Below are 16,983 nucleotides of genomic sequence, written 5' to 3'. Positions count from 1 at the left end.
TCAAGCGGTGTACGCGCGGCCGGACCGGGCGAAGCAACTCCAGTCGTGGTGGCGCAAGTTGCGCGGCAAAAGGGCGCCCGCGAAGAGGCCGCGTCGTAGCACGCGTCGGCCCATCTACCTGGAGGGCAGCGACGACTGCCCTCCGCTGGGTGAACCGACGGCTCAGTGGGTTGTCGACCATGTACTAAACGGCCCGCCGACTCCCGTGCCGTCCTATGGGTTCGATCTTGTCCCCGTGGCGAGGCACAGTGTGCGTGCGCGCCGAGGAAGGCGCCTACGGCGTCTGTGCTTCCTGCTGCTTCTGGCAGTGGTCGGATACGTCACTCCTTGGGCGACAGCGATCTGGCTGGGCGCAATCGCGATCGCCCTCACCATGAGGTGGGCGGCGTTTCGAGCCCAGCGCAAGCAGAAGCGCAACAGCCGATTGGCCCGTCGCCCACGTCTGGCATACCTACCTCTCGTTATCCCATGGCTGCTCGCGCTGGTGCCTTACGACTCGGGTGAGGACATGGTGTCGGCAACGCGTCTTGGCCTGGCCGTAGTGCCGTTCGGCTTTCTCGCCGGGATGGCGGTGGTCTATGCCGGGGACCGGCTATTTGCGAGATCCGCGCTGTCTGTGTTGAGCCGCAGCAAGGTCTCCCGTGATGCATTGCCGTGGGCGACGCCGAAGGCCGCCCGGAGGATATTCGTGCTCGGAGAGGAGCAGGAGGGACGTCTGCTGCCCTACGACGCTTCGCAGCACTTCATCGGTGCGGGCCGTGATCATTGGGGAGCCGCCCACATCAACATCCCTCTAAAGCCCCAAGACCCTGAGGAGCCGGTCAAGTCCTTCGGCGAAGCCGAACTGCTGCGGCGTGTAGGTGCCGCACTTGACGAACTGGGACGTGGCGTAAGGGAGATCACGGACCCTCTGCCAGGGTTCTCCATGGAGCGGGTGCTCGGGCTACCGTCCCACCTCTGGTTACAGCGGACCCGGGAAGGAAACGGGGAAACCCCGGACCTGACGGGCAGGGGCCGTAAGTCGCCATCTAGTGAGCCGGAACGCCTCTACCTGCGCGCGCAGTGCATCACCTGGAACGGCCAGGTTGTGGTCAGCGTCTTCGTACACGCTGCTTTGGAAGCAGGCGAGTTGAGGCTGACGGTGCGACCACACGTGATGACCCCGCTCTACAACGAGCTGGAAGTGACAGATGCCCCTGCCGGGCAGCGCGGCATGCGGCTGTGGAGATGGGTAACGGTCCAGGCCCTCCTGGATGCAGCTGTCGGCCCGCTCACTCTATGGCGACGGGTGGCCCGTGTCGGACTCGGCGAGAGCATCGAGAGTCACGTAGACGAAGAGGACCCGGTGAGCCTCAGGGACCGGTACTCGACCGAGGAAGTCACCGATATGCACCAGAGCGACGACGCCAAGCGCCACGTCGTCCTCATAGAGACCTGTGTCTTCCGCACGGTTGCCTCCTATCTGCGCGACCGGGGCATCGACACCACCGCGTACGACCAGCAGGTAGCCGCCGTGACCAACAACATCCAGATCTATGGCGACAACAACGCGCCCATCCAGAACGTCGTCGGCAACGGCAACAGCAACATTGGACAAGGCCCCTCTAACCAAGGAGGAAAGTGATGGCCATCGGACGACGTCGACCGGACCCCACGCCCGAACCGGGGCACGGGTCAGGCATCAGCATCGGCGGCAACAACATCGCCCCACTCCAGAACGTCGTGGGGCAGAACATCTCACGCGTGTACCAGGCTGCATCGGCAGACGGGACCACCGACGTCGACGCCGTGCGGGCTCTCCTCATCGCGTTCCGCGAGGATCTAGACCGCAACGCGGCGGTTCTACAGCACGCAGAGGCGCTGAGGGCCATGGCGGGCACGGTAGACGGCTCGCTCACGGCCCCGGCCGAGAGCACGAGCACGTTAAGGGGGATCGCGCAGGCGCTGCCGGCGCTGGTTCTCGGGACCGTTGTCCAGCAGAGCGGAGAGGCTCTTGCGCATGCCGTGAGCGGGCTGCTGAGCTGAACCCGAGGGTGCCTGGTCGAAACCTGGGGAAGGCTGTGCGCCGCAGTTGGTGCCCAAAATGGCCCCATAAACAACGCAGGGGTCCGGCCCGGTCTGCGGGTCAGGCACCTGACCTCAACCGCAGAATTGCCACGTTGCAAGGAGGGTGCTCCAACGCCGAGCAGCGATGTGTGCCCTGGCGGAACCCCGATCACGCTGAGGGGGACATCTGCGGAATCAAACCCGTTCACGTTCTTGGGAGGAGCACCGCAAGATAGGTGCCGTGGAAGACGAAAGCACCCCCTCCATCAGGCTCGTCACGATGGACCGCGCGGCATCGTGCACCATCTTCACCCGCTCGGACGGGAAGGAGGCCCGGTTCCCCTTGGACCCCTCCCCGTTCGAGGACACGAGCGTGATTGCCAGACTGGACTTCAGTCCAGCCTTGGCAGCCCTCCTCGCTACCACCCTGAGCGGCGATCAGGTCCTTTTCGAAATGCCGCTTGCGGGGGCTGCTGATCAGTTGGCGGGACGGCTCGTCGTCTACCTCGACCAGAACCAGTGGAGCTTGCTGAGCAACGCTTCCCACGGTGCGCCGACGAGCAGCGAGGCGGATCGAGCCGCTGCGCTGAGACTCGGGGAATGGGTGGACCAGCGCCGGATCGTCTTGCCTGCTTCTGCTGGTCATTACTACGAGACCGGCAAACGGTTCAGCACCGATAAGCGCTACGACCTCGGGTTGACGATCCTGCAGTACAGCCGGGGTTGGCAGATGCGTGATCCGCTACAGGTCCGGCGAAACGAGATTCACGATGCCTTTTGCCACCGACTTGATCGGCCCGATAACAAGCGTAGCGCCCCGGTCTTCACTCTCGACTCGGATGCTCTTCACTCCTCTACCCGCATTGCTGACGGTGTTGCTGAGATGTCGTCAGTGTTCCAGGACCACTTTGTGTTCCAGCCCGAGGCGCTAGTCGCTGCCTCTGGCTCCATCGATGCCATGCTTGACACCCAGAGGGTCGGGGAGGGGCCGGACACCGGGTGGACCGCGGTAAGCCAGCGGTTCAGTGACTGGCTGGATGAGCTTGATCAGGACTCTCAGCAGAAGCGCAGGGCCGTTGACATCCACCTCGTGACAGATCTGCAGCGGGAACTTGCCGAGGAGGCAGCTGCGGCCGATGTCTCGAAGGAACTGTTCCGGCGCTGGGGCTTCAAGGGCTGGGTGCGGGCCATTGGTGAGTCTCCGGCCGTCGGCCTCTTCCGGGAGATGCTTCAGAGTCGGCACCTCAACAAGGGCACGAGGTGGCGCCCTAATGACCTGACAGACATGATTTACCTGTCCTGCGCGGCCGGATACGCGGACTTCGTCGTCTGTGAGAAGCACATGCGCGATCCGTTGCAGCACGGCCTCAAGCGCATGGGACGTTCGACGCCCGTCTACCGCCGGCTTGCTGATGCCGTAACGGACATCGAAAGGGCCCTGGAAACAAGATCCGTCCGTGCCAACCCCATTGAGTAGGGCTGGACGCTCCTTAGCTCCGGCGTTCACTTGGCGCCACAGTTCGCACGTTTCGCCTGTGCTGACCTGGTATAGAGCCCACGTCGTTGTGGGACCTCAGGATCGCTCGTAGGCCCACGCCTGACCGGTCTGGCGGTACTCCTCGACCGGGATCGGGACGACCCCGTCCTTCATGCGGGCCGTGTAGACGAGGCCGTCGAGGTGGTCGATCTCGTGGTGGATGAGGCGGGCGAGGCCGCGCTCGTAGACGGTGGTGACGGTCTCACCGGTGAGGGCCGTGGTCTCGACGGTGATCGTCAACGGTCGCGGCACGAGGCCGCGTACGTCGAAGAAGCTGAGGCAGCCCTCGTAGTGTTCGTCGGTCTCCTCGGAGCGGGCGATGATCTTCGGGTTGAGGAGGATGACCGCGGGGGCGTCCGCAGGGGGTTGCACGACGGCTGCGGCCCTGCCGATGCCGATCTGCGGGGCGGCGATGCCCATGCCCTTGGCGAAGGGGTGGACCTGGCCGATGCGGTCCAGGGCGGCGAACAGTTCGTCGGTGATGCGCTCGGCTTCGTCGCGCTCGGAGGGCAGGCTGAAGGCGCGGGCCCTTTCGCCCAGGATGCCGGCGCCGCGCTGGACTACTCCGAGGTCACGCATGCGCTGGCTGGGCCGTACGTCGTTCACCTGAACTCCCCTAGATTCATGTCCTGTTCGGGCCTGGCCCGGAATCGCCACTCCAGACGGTACCGAGCGTGCAGGGCGGGTGTCGCCGTGATCCAGGTGAACTGCCTCAGTTCGCCCGCGTCGCTGCGGACGGGTGGGGTGCGCAGCGGGGACGCTTCGGCGGTCATGGAGGTCTCGGTTCCCCAGACGACCGGATCCAGGTGTGCGGGGAAGGCGAGTTGGACTTCGAGCTGTTCGGTGGGAAGACGGACGGCGCGCTGGAACCAGTTGCCCCACTTGTCGTCCCCGACGGTGTACGCGTACTCGATCCACACGGATTCGCCGGGGTAGAGCGGGAAGCGCCCACGCTCGTTGTCGAACAGCAGCCAGACCTCTTTGAAGGCGTCGCGGTCGTGCTTGGCCTGCCAGCGCATCGTCTCGCCGCGACAGGTCGCGGTGAGGTCGAGTTCGTCCCAGGTCAGCGGATGAGCCCGGTAGTGGATATTGGAGCGTTCTGGATCTCCGGGGTAGCGGTCGACGGAGATGCGGATCAGGTAGCGCGTGATCGGCTCGGTGCCGGTGTTGCGCAGCAGTCTGCGCATGGTGAGGCGGTAGGCGCTGCCGTTGTACTGGAGCAGGGCGGCGTCGTGCTCGACGACAAGAGCGGAACCGGTGGCGTACGGCTGCTCGGTCCTGGAGGAGGTCGGCGCCGGCACAGCCGGACGGTTGGTTGCGCGGACGCGGGCTTGCTCGTAGTCGCCCCATCGCCGCCAGATCGCCTTTCCGGCGTTCAGCGCCTCGTCGGCGAGGCGGGCGAACTCCTCGCTGGGCTTGTGGCGGCCTGATTCCACGTGACTGACGTAGGACGGGTCGAAGCCCATGGCCCGTGCGAGGGCGCGCTTGGACATGCCGCGTACTTCCCGCCACCTGGCTACCTCGGCCGCGAAGCCCTCGGCCGCCTGCCCGACGGTTGTCTCCTCGCTGTGCGCGTCCATTGAAGCCCCGCCCCGCGTCACTTGTTGGTGAGCATGAATGAACCGTGAGTGATCCAAGTTCATCATCCCGTCACGGCGCCCGTCACCGCTTTCCTTCCCTCAGCGGCCCGGATCGACCCGTCCGGGCAGATGAGGGAGGCGACATCTCATGCGTGTGCTGTACCTGCTGAACATCTCCAACCCTGACCGCCTGTCGGCGGATTCGGGGTGGATCTTCGCCGACTTGCTGGCGCCGGCCTTGGTGGACGCCGGCGCCGAGGTGACCGTCGCGGCCCCGGCCGCGGCCGGGGACTCCCGCTGCGGCTTCCGGCAGACGAAGACGCCCGGGACGAAGTACCGGGCCCGTTTCTCGAACGACGTCGACGAGCTCGTCACGTTGATCCGGTCGGAGCGGCCGGACGTGGTGGTGGCCAACCAGATCGAGGAGGCGCCCGCGATCCGTACCGCGCTGCTGGAGGTCGGAGTTGACGCTCTGCTCGCCGGGTACTGCCACTACCTCCCCTTCTCCTTCAACAGCGGTGGCCAGCTGCTGCTCGACCCGTCCCTGAACGACGCGGGGCTCGGCCGGCCGGTGCAGCTGGCGTTCGCCGCCGGTCTGGCCGCCTGCGACCGCGTGATGGTGCACTCCTCCACGGCCGCCTCCTGGGTGTCGGCTGCCGCCACCCGTATGACCGTGGATCTGGGCGACCGGCTCCGCGTGGTTCCGGCCCCGCGGGACGAGCGGCTGGTGCGCGATCCCGCCGCTACCAGCTCCGACCTCAGACCGGACAGCAAGATCGGCATCTACAACCACCGGCTCTACGCGCATTACGGCACCGACAAGTTCGTCCGTATGGCGCGCGACCTGACGGAGTCCGGCAAGGTGCGACTGAGGGTGATGGACCTCTTCGGAGACCGCCGGGCCGAGCGCAAGGGGCTGGACGACAGCCCGGAGCGGATGCGAGACCAACTGGCCGCTCTCCCGCACGTCCAGGTCGTTTCCGACCGCGGCGACCGCACCCGCTACAAGCACCTGCTGGCCGGCGCCCGCTTCGGCATCGCCCCGTTCCGGCACGGCTGCCCCTGGTCGATGAGCGTGATCGACTGCCAGGGCATGGGCCTGCCGGTCATCGCACCCAGGCTCGGCTGGCTGGCCGAACACATCGACCCCGAGATGTGCTTCACCACGCCCGAAGAGGCAGTAGCCCTGGCCGAACGCCTCGTCACGGATGACGAGTTCCACGCCCTGCACGCCAAGCGCGCGTACGCCTCCACTCACGACTTCACGCCCGCGCTCATCGCCGCCCGGTACCTGGAGGCGATCTCGTGACCGGCTTCGACGCGGTCTTCCTGTCCTACGACGAGCCGATGGCCGACTCCCTGCACTCCCGACTCCAGCGGACACTCGGCGGAACGGTCAAACGCCTGCACGGGGTGCACGGCATGCGCAGGGCCTACCGGCTGTGCGCTGAGGTCGTCGACCACGAGCAGTTCTTCCTCGCCGACGGTGACTTCGCCATCAACACCGACTTCGATCCGTCCGCGGTCGAACCGCTGGGTGAGGGCGTCTCCATGCGTGTCTGGCAGGCGGTCAATCCCGTCAACGGCCTGATCTACGGCTACGGCGGGTTGAAACTGATCCGCCGCAGCGCACTGCGCGACATGGGCGCGGCCGTGGACGTTCTCGCAGCCCTGCCCGGCCGCATCGAGTTCGCCCGTCAGAACGCTGGGATCACACGGTTCAACCAAAGCCCTCTGCACGCCTGGAAGGCGGGTTTCCGTGAGTGCGCCATGCTCGCCCGCGGCAGCGAGTACGGGATGGCCGACGACGACGCCCGTCAGCGGATGAAGGCGTGGACGGGCAGCCGCACCGGCGAGTTCGCTGACTTTGCCGCCGTCGGGGCGAGCGAGGGGATCGAGTTCGCCCGGGAGGCGGCCCGCGACTCGCGGCAGTTCGACCACCTCAACGACCCCGCGTGGCTGTGTGAGCGCTTCACCGCTGCGCACGGGGACCAGGTGATCTCGGGATGAGTGAGCCACTCGTACTCATCGAGCCGTACGCCCATCGCATGGGCGGACACCACCAACGCACCCTGATCGCTCTCGCCCGGGCCCGTCCCGGGAGCGTGGTGATCGCTCCGAACGGGATCGCGGCCGATGGGGAGACGGCCTTGCGGGAGACGGGAGCCCGCACGCTCGCGGGTCCGCACGGGGCCACGGCGAGTACGCTCCTGGCCTTGTCCAGGCTGGCGACTCGCGTTTCCGCTGTCGGCCAGTGGGCCTTGCGACCCCGCAGGTGGCCTCGCCGGCTTCGGCGGCTACCGCACCAGATCACGCTCCTCGCCCGCTGTCTCGCCGAAGTATCCGCCCTGCGCATCGCCCGACAGCAGGCGCCCGGTGCTGACGCGGTCGTGATCCTCACGGCGAGCGAGGCTCTGCACGGGCTGGCGACGCTCCTGGGCGGCCAGCCGCACCTGCGGTTCGTGCACGAGCAGGTCACCACCGAGGACCTCCTGGTGCGAGTGCTCGGCCGGCTCGCTCGCCGAGGTGAGCAACGGACGATCGCGGTGTGCCCGACACAGGCCGTGGGCCGTCAGCTCTCTACATCGTTCCCTGACCTGCCTGCGGTCATCAGTCCGTTCGCCGTGGATGACGGCCAGTGCCTCACCGACGTGGAGCGCGACGGTGGCCGGGTGGCCTTTGGCATCCCGGCAGCGGAGGCGGTGGTGTGCCTGGTCGGCGGCTGGTGGCCGTACAAGGACATCGACACGGTCGACAAGGCTCTGCCCCGGCTCAAGGAGCCTTTGCATCTTATGGTTGTCGGCACCCCGCTCGACGAGGCGGTTCTGGGGCGCTGGCGCAGCTTGCCGGGTCTGCGCGTTCACACGGTGCCCGGCCCTGTCAGTGAGGCCGTTCTGCGTCTCGTGTACGCGGCCGCCGACGTCGTCCTCGTCACCCGCCTCCCAGGCACAGGCAAGGAATCGGGCCTGGTCATGGACGCCGCACGCCTCGGGGTCCCCCTGCTCGTCTCGAACCACGACCCCGCGCTCACCACCCGCCTGGACGGGCTGCCCTGGGCCCGGACCTTCCCCGCCGGCGAACCTGCCGCCCTCACGGACGCGCTGCACACGATCATCCGCATGCCGCCCGCCCGGCCGGGCCCCGAGGCACCGGAGCAAGTCGGGATGCGCTCCGCCGCGGATCAGGCCGACTTCCTCACCCACACCTTCGCCGCCCTGGAAAACGCGGAGCCCCGACCGAGGAGCGCCGAATGCTGACCGCACCACCCGCACTGATCGCCGTCATCGGCCCCATCGAGCCACCGCTCCTCACCGCCTGGGTCCGGCACTACCAGCAACTGGGCGTCGAGCGGTTCCTGCTCGCCTTCCACTTCCCCGAACACGTCTCTCCCGTACTGCGACGTGACCTCCAAGCCACCGCCCGTGGATGCGGCATCGTTCCCATTGGGACCAGCGTCGGTCCGTGGCACGAGCACACCAACACCCGGCTCAGAAACGCACTACGGCATCGCGCCGGGCCCGGCTGGCACCTGCTCGCCGACGCTGACGAATTCCAGCAGTACCCAGCGGATCTCACCGACGTCATGGCCCGAGCCGACGCCGCCGGACACCGCGCCGTCGGCGGTCTCATGCTCGACCGAGTCGCGGCCAGCGGACGCCTTACTGGCTGGCGCCCCGAAGGCGGCCTCGATCGCGCGTATCCCCTCGGCGGCCATCTCACCCACCGCCTCCTGCGTGGAGACCCCCGCAAGGTCGTTCTCGCCCGCCACGACGTCGCCGTGGCATCAGGCAACCACCGAGCTCCGGATCACCGGCCCGACCCCGAGCACCTCTGCGCTGTCCACCACTTCAAATGGCGCGCCGGTGTCCTGGATGATCTGCGCCGTCGGGTCCAGCACTTCTCGTCCGGCGTCTGGCAGGAACACACTCCGGCTGTCCGCGACGAGGCCGGCCATCTCCTGGCCCACGTCGGACGCCACGGCGGTGCCATCAACGTGAGTGACCCCCGGTTCGCTTTCCGGCAGGTGACCTTGAACAGGATGCCGTCGAGCTGGACCACGGAGGCCCACGGCATCTTCACCTCCTGGCGACCGCCACACGCGACCACCCACCGCGGTTAGGAACAATGCCCGCTGACACACACTCGCCACAGAAGGGAAGCCTTGTGCCCCTCGCCGTTCTCCTGACCGGGCTGACCGGCTCCGGGAAGACCACCGTCGCCCAAGCCCTCGCGGCGCACGGCTTCACCCGGCTCTCCGTCGACGAGGAAGTCCACCGCCTGCACGGCCGCTACGGCGTGGACTACCCCGAACACACCTACTTCGAGCGCGAACGCCCCGTCGTCGAGACGATCCGGGCCCGCTTCACCAAGGAACTGCAGGCCGGTAACGACATCGTCCTCGATCACGGGCTCTGGCGCCGCGACGAGCGCGACGCCTGGCGAGACTCCGCCCGCCGAGCCGGAGGCCATCCGCGGGTCGTCTACCTCCCCGCCGACCGCGACGTGCTGCTCCAGCGCCTGGCCGAACGCAACCAGCGTGAGGACGCTAACGCCCTCACGGTCACCCCTGAAGCCCTCGACGACTTCTTCGCCCGATTCGATCCGCCCGCTGAAGACGAAGACATCGTCGTCTACGACGGGGATCCCGAGCGACTGGCGACGACGCTGATGTCCGACCGGTCGAGTCGAGGCAACTGACTTCCGCCGGGATTCGACCTGCGTCGCCTTGTCGCCCCTGACAGCGTGACCGTTGGCGCGAGCCACGTAGTCGTACATGCCCCGGTGGCCGCACTGGGCATTGGAGGACATCCGCCGCCCGGCCATCCGCGAGTCGGTGGCCGACATGGCCGCTCGCGACCGCCGCCGTACGCTGCCTGAACTGCACCGCTTCAGTCGCCAACTGGGAGTCCCCGCGTGAGTGATCAGCCAGACCAGCAGACCGAACCGAGCCAGAAGAAGCCCTTCCTGTACGTGGTCGTGTGCGCGTCCGGCATCGCAGGCGACGTGGGCCAGCTGATCACCGCGGCCCAGGAGGCGAACTGGGACGTCGGCGTCGTCGCCACCCCGCAGGGTCTCGGCTTCATAGACGCCGAGGCGGTCGAGGCACAGACCGGCTACCCGATCCGCTCAGCATGGCGGATGCCCGGTGACCCGCGCCCGCTGCCTCCTTCCGATGCCATCGCGGTGGCGCCGGCCACCTTCAGCACGATCAACAAATGGGCGGCAGGGATCTCGGACACCTTGGCGCTGGGCATTCTGTGCGAGGCGCACGGCATGGGCATTCCCATCGCGGTCATGCCCTACCTCAACCGAGCCCAGGCCGCCCATCCCGCGTACACACGCAGCCTCGACGTGCTGCGCGAGATGGGCGTCCTGATCGGCTCGTACGAGCCCCACCAGCCGAAGACCGGCGGAGGGGCCGACCGCTACCGCTGGGAGGAAGCGCTGGAACTGCTCACTCCCGAGCTGTCCCCACGGGCCTGATCAGCGTCGCCGTGTCCGTTACGCCTTTCAGAAGGTGTACGGGGTGAACGGGAGAGCCGGTTCGATCACGAGGCTGAGGATGCGGTCGAGTTCGGCCCTATCCTCGCTGGTCATCAGCTCGACCGCATTGCCGAGGGTCTTCTCGGTGAGCTGTTCCATGAACGGGGCGAGGAAGCTCTGGAGGGTGTCGGGGCTGTCCTCCTTCGTGCGCAGGTACTCCATGTAGCGCTGGTGCTGTGCGCCGAACTCCTCGAATTCGTCCTTGGTGGCGGAGAGAGCTGTTGCCTGCTCTGCCTTAGTGAACGGGCGTCCGGAGCGGTCGCTCCAGGTCTTGGTGTCTGACCGGAGCTTGAAGTCAGCGCGGCACAGAAGGGCGACGATGTCCGGTCGGATTTCGGGCGAGGGCATGCAGGGGTTCCTTTCGGAGTTCGGGGTTGAGGCCCAAATACTCCGGACAATCGCCGGTTTGGGTAACCGGCGATCGTCGGCTATGTTGCGCGCTCCGTGGTCAGCGCCAGCGCGATGGCGACCGCGGTTGTAGGGGAGCGGCGGGCGCCGCGTGGATTGAGCGGGTCGAGCCGACGTTGCCGTGTGCGGCACTGCGAGCCCTTGCCGCCTGGGCCCGGGGGCTGGGGGCGTGACGCTCGCCCAGACGCCGGACGCGCCAGGTCAGTGCACGTGCGGGGCTGCGGGCGTCATCCAAGGTGCGCTGGCCGAGCGCTTGGTCGAGAAGCGCGTCTGCGTTGTGCCCGGCGGCCTCTGCTTCGGCGAGCACGGCTGTGAGCGCGTCCCAGGCGGGGTCGCCCAGGATGCGCTCGGCGCGATCGGGGACCGCCTGCTGGAGGTGGCGGGCGAAGCGCTGCTTCATCTGGAGGCTGGGAGCCCGTTGCGCGAGGCCCGCCACGACCGGCTCAGCTGCCTGCGCGTACGCGATCTGCAGATGGACAAGGGCTTGCTCGGCTGCTGCTTCCTGTTGTGCGTGCTGGTGCGTGCGGTGCCAGTGCATCGCGAACGCCACCGCCGTGAGCACGGCGTCCAGGAGCATCGTGAACCCGGTCCCGTCACCGTCCTCGGGTTTCTCGCGCCAGATTGCTTGAACGCTGCGGCGCAGGACGCGGGAGCTGGCCAGGTCGGCCGCGATGCGGGAGCGGGTGGCGCGCTCGAAGGCGAATGCGGCCTGTTCCAGCTCAGCCCTGACTGCGGCCGGTGCGGTGAACGACAGGATGTCCAGTGTTGCGCCGAGCGCGACCAGCTGGCCCTGGGCGGTGGGGTCGTCGCTGTGGATGAGGTGGTGGGGGACGCGTTCGGCGGCGGCTGTCGCCTGGCGCCACGGATCGGCCAGCGGGGCCGTCACGGGATCGGGGCTGGTGGTGGCGAGGCTCTTGCGGATCTTGGGCAGGGAAAGGTCGGGGGCGAGGGCGGAACCCGAGTAGAAGACCGGCTCGCCCTTGTCGTTCGTGTCGGCGGGCAGGGCGAAGTTGCAGCCGAGTGCGTCGCCGGAGGGGCCGCGCTTGAGGCGTACGGTCACGCCCGTCGCCTCCAGCAAGGCGAAGAACTCGGCCTCGTCAGCTGCGGCGGCAACCGCGCGGCGCACTCGCAGACGGAGGACATCACGAGTAGCGGCGTCCTGTCCCAGGCGCTTGGCCTTGAAGTGCTCTTTGCTGGTGAGGCGCTTGGCGCCCGTGCCGTCGCCCTGCTTCAACCGGCGAAGCCCGTAGTCGACTTCGATCTTGCGGGCCGCGCGTTGGACGGCGCGCTGGTCGTAGCCGCGCTCGGGGCGCCGGCCGTCTTGGCGTACGAGGGTGGCGGCGATGTGGATGTGATCGTCGGCGTGACGGACGGCGACCCAGCGGCAGGCTTCTTCGTCGCCGTCGGGGGCGATGCCGGCGGCGGCCACGATCCGGCGGGCGATGTCAGCCCATTGGGCGTCGGTGAGGATCGGGTCCTCGGGTGCCGCTCGGACGGGGCAGTGCCACACGGTGTCCCTGGGCGCCTTGTCGCCCAGCATCTTCACGGGCTGGTCGAGTTGCGCGACGAGCTGGGCCATCACGTCCTTGGGGTCGCGATGGGGGCTGCGGCCGGGGTCGGGGGCGAAGCTGTTCCATGAGGCCACGAGGTGCGGGTCGGTGTGCTCGTTCGCCCGGCCTTTGCCGAAGAGGTAGCCGATCGTGCGGCGCGTGGCTGCTGGACCCGAGCTGATGATGATCTTGGGTATCACCTGATCACCGCCCCTCAGCGACCTGAGCGATGACGGTGTCCAGCTCGGCGACCGACGCATCGACGTGGTCCAGGAGTTGCTGGACGGTTGCCGGGTGAGGCCAGGCGCCGTCCTTGTGAAGGTGCCAGGTGAGCTGGTTGAGGTTGTTGCCGATCTGGCCGAGCTTGCCGTTGGCAGCCATGAGTGCCTTGATCATGGCGCGGTAGTCGGCGACGGCTGCGGTGGGGTCATCGGAGCGGGCAGCGGCGAGCGAGCACTCGGCCACATAGCCACCAGGCGCCATGCCGCTCAGGACAGCAGCCTGCTTCACGAGGGCGAACTCGTCGTCGTTGTAGCGCGGGTGGAAGCGGCGCTCGCGTAGCTGCTTGTCGCGCAGACGGCGGCGCTGAACGGGCTTCTGCGGCGTGCTCGGCGAGGACTTGCTGGCCCCCATCTCAGCTGGCACCCCCGGGCCGGCTGACTCCGGTGCCGCCTTGGCGCCGGACGCCTCAGCCCCCTGTGGGGCGGAGGCCGGGTAAGGACTCCTTACCCGACAACTTGCTGCGCTGTTGAGGCCGTCGGTCATCTCCTGCTGGTGGGGCGGTAGTTCGTTGTATGGGTCGTGCATGGGCTGGATCTCCGTGGGGTGCCGGGGGATGGGGGTTCGCTGTAGTCGGGCCCTGTGCCTCCTCGCGCGCGTCGGCACGGGGAGGCACAAGGGCGGCCAGCGCGAACGCTGGGTCAGGCCGTGCCGGACGGGGCCGTAGCGGGCTTCCTCTGCTGCTGTACGGCGTCGCCGTCGAGTACGCCGAGAGGATCGCTCTCGGAGCTGTCGTACGTGACGGGCTCGGGCAGGCTGGCGCGCTCGGCCCGAAGTTGGTCGCGCACGGTGCGGGCACGGTTCTGGCCGACGCGTAGTTCGTTGCGCAGGCGCTCGGCGGTCAGCGAGTCGTCGCTCCAGGCGGCGGTCAGGAGTCGTGCCTCCTCAAGGACTTCGGCGTCGGTGCGGAGGCGGTCGGCGGTCGGTTTGGCCGCGACGGGTACCCGACCGGTCGCCGGTCGGCGGAGGGCTCCGGTCGACGCCGCCACAGTGACCGACTGGGATGATCGGGCAGTTGCGGCCGACTCGCTGGCCTCGGTCGACTCCGTCACGGGCGCCGCATCGCGAGCCCCTTCGGGATCCGATTCGGCCAGGTCAGGCGCCGACCCGGGGGCTTGCGCACCCGTGATCTGGACGGCCGACTCATCAGCGTGTTCGTCGGCCGATGGGCCAGGGGCCACTGCGGCAGAGTCGGCCGACTCTGGGGTGTGGTGCAGCACCTTCGCCACGAGATCGGACCCGAAGTAGATCGACCCGACCGGGAGCGAGGTGGCCAGGAGCACGAGGGCCCAGTTCGCAGGGTCCCAGTCGGCCAGTCGGCCCCACCGGACCGACTCGCTGTGCAAGGCCGGTATGAGGCCGTGCACGTAGTTCAGCAGGAGGCTCGCGAGGGTGTACGTCGCCAGGACCCGCAGCGCGAACGTCCGATCGGGGCCGGTCAGCACGAGCGTGGCGATGAGCGCGAGGGCCATCAGCCCGTCGACCACGATCGGGTAGAGCAATGCAGCGGTGGAGTCGGCGCCGATGGCGCGGGCCACGTCGGACAGCGCGTTCCATGAGACCCGGAAGGCCATGAGGACCACGACCACCAGGCCGAGGACGAGCGTGGTGCGGGCGCGTGCGCGGCGAGCCTCTCCAGGATCGGTTGCAGGGCGAGGTCGCGGGCGCGACTCAGTTGGGCGGAGGCGGGTGATGACGCGGGCGAGCAAGCGGGGTACTCCAGGTGGGCGTGGCGCGTGGCGGCCTCGGCGCAGGGGAGGGTAAGGCGGGGCCGCCGTACGGCGTGATGTCTCGTACCACTCGTCGCGTGCCTGGTCAGAACAGGTACGAGTGGCGCGGTGATGTCGACTCGACTCGTTGCGGGGCGTTCACTCGTCCCTGCGCTGACCTGCGCGGGGACGAGTGATGCGAGTGGAGTCAGGTCAGGCGGCGGCGCCGGGCAGCGGCTCGGCAGCTCTCTGGGCGGGCCCGTCCACCGGCTTCGGCTCGGGGCAGTAGCGCGCCCACGTGTCGAGGAATTGGTTGCGCGCGAAGCCCTTGGCCTGGGTGCCGTCGGGGAAGCGGCGGTTGGCCGAGCCAATCCCGTAGGGCTTGAGGAGCAGTTGCAGGCCGCGCGGGGTCAGGCCGTTGACGCCGTACTCCGCCCAGGGGGCTTCCTTGTCCGCGTTGAGGGACTCCAGCAGCTGCTTTGTGCTGAGCACGGCAGGGTCGCTGACGGCGGCGAAGGCGCGGCGGATGCCGACCAAGAGGCGGGTGCGCAGGCCGCCTTCCTCGTCCTGGCCGGCCTCGTAGTCGGCCATGGTGCGGCAGGCGGTGCGGGCGAGCGCGGGCCAGTCGCCTCCAGCGACGTCGGCGATGATGACGAGCGGTTCCCAGGTGTCCGCCGCGCGGTCCTCGACCGGCATGGGCGGCTCCATCTCCATGGCCGGTACGTACAGCGGCTGGAGCCAGGCATGGAGGCGATCACGGATCGCGTTCAGGGCGGGGGTGTCACGGCCGGTGCGGAAGGAGGCCACCTTCTCGCCCGCCGCACGGCGCCGCATCCGGATGACCACCGCGCGGTCCATGATGGTGTCGGGCAGGTCGCCGATCCCCGCCAGTGCGGCCATGGCGAAGGTGGGGAACTCCTGCACCTGGTGCTCGGGCCCGGACACCCGAAGAGTTGGGCGGCCACGCTGGTGCCCGGCGTTGATCAGGCCGCGGACCTCCTCGTTCTTCTCCGCGGCCTTGGTGGTGCTGAACATGGTGTCGGCCTCGTCGACCAGGAGGGTCGGCGGGTCGTCCCCGTCGATCGACCGGAAGATGGCCGCCGCGCTGGCGTTGACCGTGATCAGACGGTTGTGCACGGTCTCGGTCACCACGTCCAGCAGGCGGGACTTACCGCACCGCTTCTCCGGCGCGACGATTGCCAGACGCGGCGCGTGCTGCCACGCACGCTGCAGATGCGTCGCCGCGATCCACAAGGCCACCGCCGTGACGGTCTCCTCGCTCGGCATCGCCACATACCGCTTCAACTGTGCCCGCAGGTCGTCCAGGATCTGCGCCCCCTCGGGCAGCGGCGTGGGCGAGGTGGTGTCGTCGCGGTCCTCTTCTGCCGGAGGCGCAGCAGCGCCGGACGGCTGGCCGGGCACGGCGACCGGGGGCCACGATGTGCCGGAGCGGTCGGGAAGGGATGGCGTACTCGGCTGGGGATCGGTCATACTGGGCATCAGCTCCTCTGCTTGCGGGCCATATGGGACGGCAATCCCGGACTCCGCAGGTTGATCGCTAGGGATGGCGGTTGAGAGGTTTGCGCTTGAGCCCCCGGCATCGCCGGGGGCTTCTTTCATGTGGCGTGCGCTCGCGTGGGGCTCCTGAGGTCAGTGGTGTGGATGCCACCACTATGCCACACGAATTGCCGATTGCAGAAGTGTTTTGCATCTCGCAGTATCGATGCTACTGTTTAGGCTGCGCTGCAAACCGCAGTGCATCGCTACGAACGGAAGGGGGTGCTGATGGTGGAGGAAGAACCGTCCGAGGGCGTCCTGCTCAGCGGCGAGGCGAACGTTGCGACCCGCATCAGGGTGGAGCGCGAAGCGCGCGGCTGGAGCACCAACGCCCTGTCCGACCGGCTCAACGAGGCCGGCTTCGAGATGAACCCGTCCGCGGTCTGGCGCATCGAAAACCGCAAGCGCCGCATCAACCTCGACGACGCCATCGGCTTTGCCGAGGTTCTGGGCATCGACCTGCGCAACCTCGTCGGGCCGCCCCAGCTGGCGGCCAAGGCTCGCGCCATGGAACTCATCGACGAGGTCGTGGACGCGTTCCGCGCGACGCAGAGGGCCAACATGGCCTTCACGGAGGCGCGCGAAGCGCTCGACGCTTACCTCGCCGAGTACCCCGATATCCGCGAGGAGGCCGACCTCATGGTCCAGAGCGCCATCGCGGAGGAGGCCAGCAAGACCATGCTGAAGATGCACGGTCCTCCGCCCAGCGGACACGGCGCCCCCAGCTCCGCCGGCGAGGCGTAGCGTCCCGCTCCCATTCCCGTCCTGGGCCC

General features: G+C 68.2%; 18 protein-coding genes and 1 pseudogene. 11 read left to right on the top strand and 8 right to left on the bottom strand.

What is annotated here, in order from left to right:
- The first annotated feature begins 508 nt into the window (after positions 1-508).
- The 3 genes from ACFYO9_RS26770 to ACFYO9_RS26760 all read left to right on the top strand — a co-directional run bounded on the left by ACFYO9_RS26770 (position 509) and on the right by ACFYO9_RS26760 (position 3,523).
- Complete coding sequence (locus ACFYO9_RS26770) at positions 509-1,624, top strand: hypothetical protein (protein WP_358777266.1); 1,116 nt, start codon at positions 509-511, stop codon at positions 1,622-1,624.
- Entirely contained in the window at positions 1,624-2,025 is a 402-nt protein-coding gene (locus tag ACFYO9_RS26765) for a hypothetical protein (protein ID WP_093836397.1), read from the top strand. The genes ACFYO9_RS26770 and ACFYO9_RS26765 overlap by 1 nt, the downstream gene beginning before the upstream one ends.
- Before the next feature lie 262 nt (positions 2,026-2,287).
- Positions 2,288-3,523, top strand: coding sequence for a hypothetical protein (locus ACFYO9_RS26760; RefSeq protein ID WP_358777267.1), 1,236 nt, complete (start codon positions 2,288-2,290; stop codon positions 3,521-3,523).
- A 96-nt stretch (positions 3,524-3,619) separates the two neighbouring features.
- On the opposite strand, the gene ACFYO9_RS26755 is transcribed toward ACFYO9_RS26760, so the two are convergent.
- Together ACFYO9_RS26755 and ACFYO9_RS26750 are read right to left on the bottom strand one after the other, a co-directional pair.
- Positions 3,620-4,189 (bottom strand): peptide deformylase, encoded by a 570-nt coding sequence (locus ACFYO9_RS26755; protein WP_358777268.1) that lies wholly within the window; start codon positions 4,187-4,189, stop codon positions 3,620-3,622.
- Entirely contained in the window at positions 4,186-5,163 is a 978-nt protein-coding gene (locus ACFYO9_RS26750) for a helix-turn-helix transcriptional regulator (protein ID WP_358777269.1), read from the bottom strand. Before ACFYO9_RS26750 ends, ACFYO9_RS26755 begins: the two co-directional genes overlap by 4 nt.
- A gap of 148 nt (positions 5,164-5,311) precedes the next feature.
- Between ACFYO9_RS26750 and ACFYO9_RS26745 the strand changes: the two genes are divergently transcribed.
- Positions 5,312-6,472, top strand: coding sequence for a glycosyltransferase family 1 protein (locus ACFYO9_RS26745; protein ID WP_358777270.1), 1,161 nt, complete (start codon positions 5,312-5,314; stop codon positions 6,470-6,472).
- Positions 6,469-7,173, top strand: coding sequence for a hypothetical protein (locus ACFYO9_RS26740; protein ID WP_358777271.1), 705 nt, complete (start codon positions 6,469-6,471; stop codon positions 7,171-7,173). The genes ACFYO9_RS26745 and ACFYO9_RS26740 overlap by 4 nt, the downstream gene beginning before the upstream one ends.
- Positions 7,174-7,460: 287 nt before the next feature.
- Here ACFYO9_RS26740 and ACFYO9_RS26735 read toward each other — a convergent pair whose 3' ends face one another.
- A complete protein-coding gene (locus ACFYO9_RS26735; RefSeq protein WP_358777272.1) occupies positions 7,461-7,631 on the bottom strand; it encodes a hypothetical protein in 171 nt (56 codons plus the stop codon).
- Between ACFYO9_RS26735 and ACFYO9_RS26730 the strand changes: the two genes are divergently transcribed.
- The 5 genes and pseudogenes from ACFYO9_RS26730 (at position 7,626) to ACFYO9_RS26710 (ending at position 10,647) form a co-directional block, all read left to right on the top strand.
- A complete protein-coding gene (locus ACFYO9_RS26730) occupies positions 7,626-8,420 on the top strand; it encodes a hypothetical protein (RefSeq protein ID WP_358777273.1) in 795 nt (264 codons plus the stop codon). The genes ACFYO9_RS26735 and ACFYO9_RS26730 overlap by 6 nt on opposite strands.
- On the top strand, positions 8,414-9,283 hold the full coding sequence (locus ACFYO9_RS26725; RefSeq protein WP_358777274.1) for a glycosyltransferase family 2 protein: 870 nt from the start codon (positions 8,414-8,416) through the stop codon (positions 9,281-9,283). The genes ACFYO9_RS26730 and ACFYO9_RS26725 overlap by 7 nt, the downstream gene beginning before the upstream one ends.
- Positions 9,284-9,327: 44 nt before the next feature.
- Complete coding sequence (locus ACFYO9_RS26720) at positions 9,328-9,861, top strand: ATP-binding protein (RefSeq protein ID WP_358777275.1); 534 nt, start codon at positions 9,328-9,330, stop codon at positions 9,859-9,861.
- 97 nt (positions 9,862-9,958) lie between these two features.
- Positions 9,959-10,081, top strand: a pseudogene (locus tag ACFYO9_RS26715) (transcriptional regulator); the annotation flags it as partial.
- On the top strand, positions 10,078-10,647 hold the full coding sequence (locus ACFYO9_RS26710; RefSeq protein ID WP_358777276.1) for a flavoprotein: 570 nt from the start codon (positions 10,078-10,080) through the stop codon (positions 10,645-10,647). The pseudogene ACFYO9_RS26715 and the gene ACFYO9_RS26710, both read left to right, overlap by 4 nt.
- A gap of 27 nt (positions 10,648-10,674) precedes the next feature.
- Here ACFYO9_RS26710 and ACFYO9_RS26705 read toward each other — a convergent pair whose 3' ends face one another.
- From ACFYO9_RS26705 to ACFYO9_RS26685, 5 genes are all read right to left on the bottom strand, one after another.
- The gene (locus tag ACFYO9_RS26705) at positions 10,675-11,055 is read right to left on the bottom strand and encodes a hypothetical protein (RefSeq protein WP_358777277.1); all 381 of its coding nucleotides are present in this window, start codon (positions 11,053-11,055) and stop codon (positions 10,675-10,677) included.
- Between the two features lie 100 nt (positions 11,056-11,155).
- Positions 11,156-12,865 (bottom strand): relaxase/mobilization nuclease domain-containing protein, encoded by a 1,710-nt coding sequence (locus tag ACFYO9_RS26700; RefSeq protein ID WP_358777278.1) that lies wholly within the window; start codon positions 12,863-12,865, stop codon positions 11,156-11,158.
- A gap of 4 nt (positions 12,866-12,869) precedes the next feature.
- Complete coding sequence (locus ACFYO9_RS26695; protein ID WP_358777279.1) at positions 12,870-13,298, bottom strand: plasmid mobilization protein; 429 nt, start codon at positions 13,296-13,298, stop codon at positions 12,870-12,872.
- Positions 13,299-13,585: 287 nt separating this feature from the next.
- Positions 13,586-14,518 carry a DUF2637 domain-containing protein gene (locus tag ACFYO9_RS26690; RefSeq protein WP_388666654.1) on the bottom strand — a complete coding sequence of 311 codons (933 nt, stop codon included), beginning with the start codon at positions 14,516-14,518 and terminating at the stop codon, positions 13,586-13,588.
- Positions 14,519-14,866: 348 nt separating this feature from the next.
- Complete coding sequence (locus ACFYO9_RS26685; RefSeq protein ID WP_358777281.1) at positions 14,867-16,144, bottom strand: DUF3631 domain-containing protein; 1,278 nt, start codon at positions 16,142-16,144, stop codon at positions 14,867-14,869.
- 294 nt (positions 16,145-16,438) lie between these two features.
- On the opposite strand from ACFYO9_RS26685, the gene ACFYO9_RS26680 reads away from it, so the two are divergent.
- The gene (locus tag ACFYO9_RS26680) at positions 16,439-16,954 is read left to right on the top strand and encodes a helix-turn-helix transcriptional regulator (RefSeq protein ID WP_358777282.1); all 516 of its coding nucleotides are present in this window, start codon (positions 16,439-16,441) and stop codon (positions 16,952-16,954) included.
- Positions 16,955-16,983: the final 29 nt, after the last annotated feature.

This window comes from Streptomyces sp. NPDC005863 (assembly GCF_042871345.1).
Taxonomy (GTDB): domain Bacteria; phylum Actinomycetota; class Actinomycetes; order Streptomycetales; family Streptomycetaceae; genus Streptomyces.
This window is presented reverse-complemented; position numbering and strand designations above follow the sequence as displayed.

What these genes read in the sequence shown, in the direction of transcription:
- ACFYO9_RS26770 (WP_358777266.1), top strand. Translation starts at nt 509, where the DNA reads ATGGTGTCGGCAACGCGTCTTGGCCTGGCCGTAGTGCCGTTCGGCTTT.
- ACFYO9_RS26765 (WP_093836397.1), top strand. Translation starts at nt 1,624, where the DNA reads ATGGCCATCGGACGACGTCGACCGGACCCCACGCCCGAACCGGGGCAC.
- ACFYO9_RS26750 (WP_358777269.1), bottom strand. Translation starts at nt 5,163, where the DNA reads ATGGACGCGCACAGCGAGGAGACAACCGTCGGGCAGGCGGCCGAGGGC.
- ACFYO9_RS26745 (WP_358777270.1), top strand. Translation starts at nt 5,312, where the DNA reads ATGCGTGTGCTGTACCTGCTGAACATCTCCAACCCTGACCGCCTGTCG.
- ACFYO9_RS26725 (WP_358777274.1), top strand. Translation starts at nt 8,414, where the DNA reads ATGCTGACCGCACCACCCGCACTGATCGCCGTCATCGGCCCCATCGAG.
- ACFYO9_RS26705 (WP_358777277.1), bottom strand. Translation starts at nt 11,055, where the DNA reads ATGCCCTCGCCCGAAATCCGACCGGACATCGTCGCCCTTCTGTGCCGC.
- ACFYO9_RS26695 (WP_358777279.1), bottom strand. Translation starts at nt 13,298, where the DNA reads ATGGGGGCCAGCAAGTCCTCGCCGAGCACGCCGCAGAAGCCCGTTCAG.
- ACFYO9_RS26690 (WP_388666654.1), bottom strand. Translation starts at nt 14,518, where the DNA reads ATGGCCTTCCGGGTCTCATGGAACGCGCTGTCCGACGTGGCCCGCGCC.
- ACFYO9_RS26685 (WP_358777281.1), bottom strand. Translation starts at nt 16,144, where the DNA reads ATGACCGATCCCCAGCCGAGTACGCCATCCCTTCCCGACCGCTCCGGC.
- ACFYO9_RS26680 (WP_358777282.1), top strand. Translation starts at nt 16,439, where the DNA reads ATGGTGGAGGAAGAACCGTCCGAGGGCGTCCTGCTCAGCGGCGAGGCG.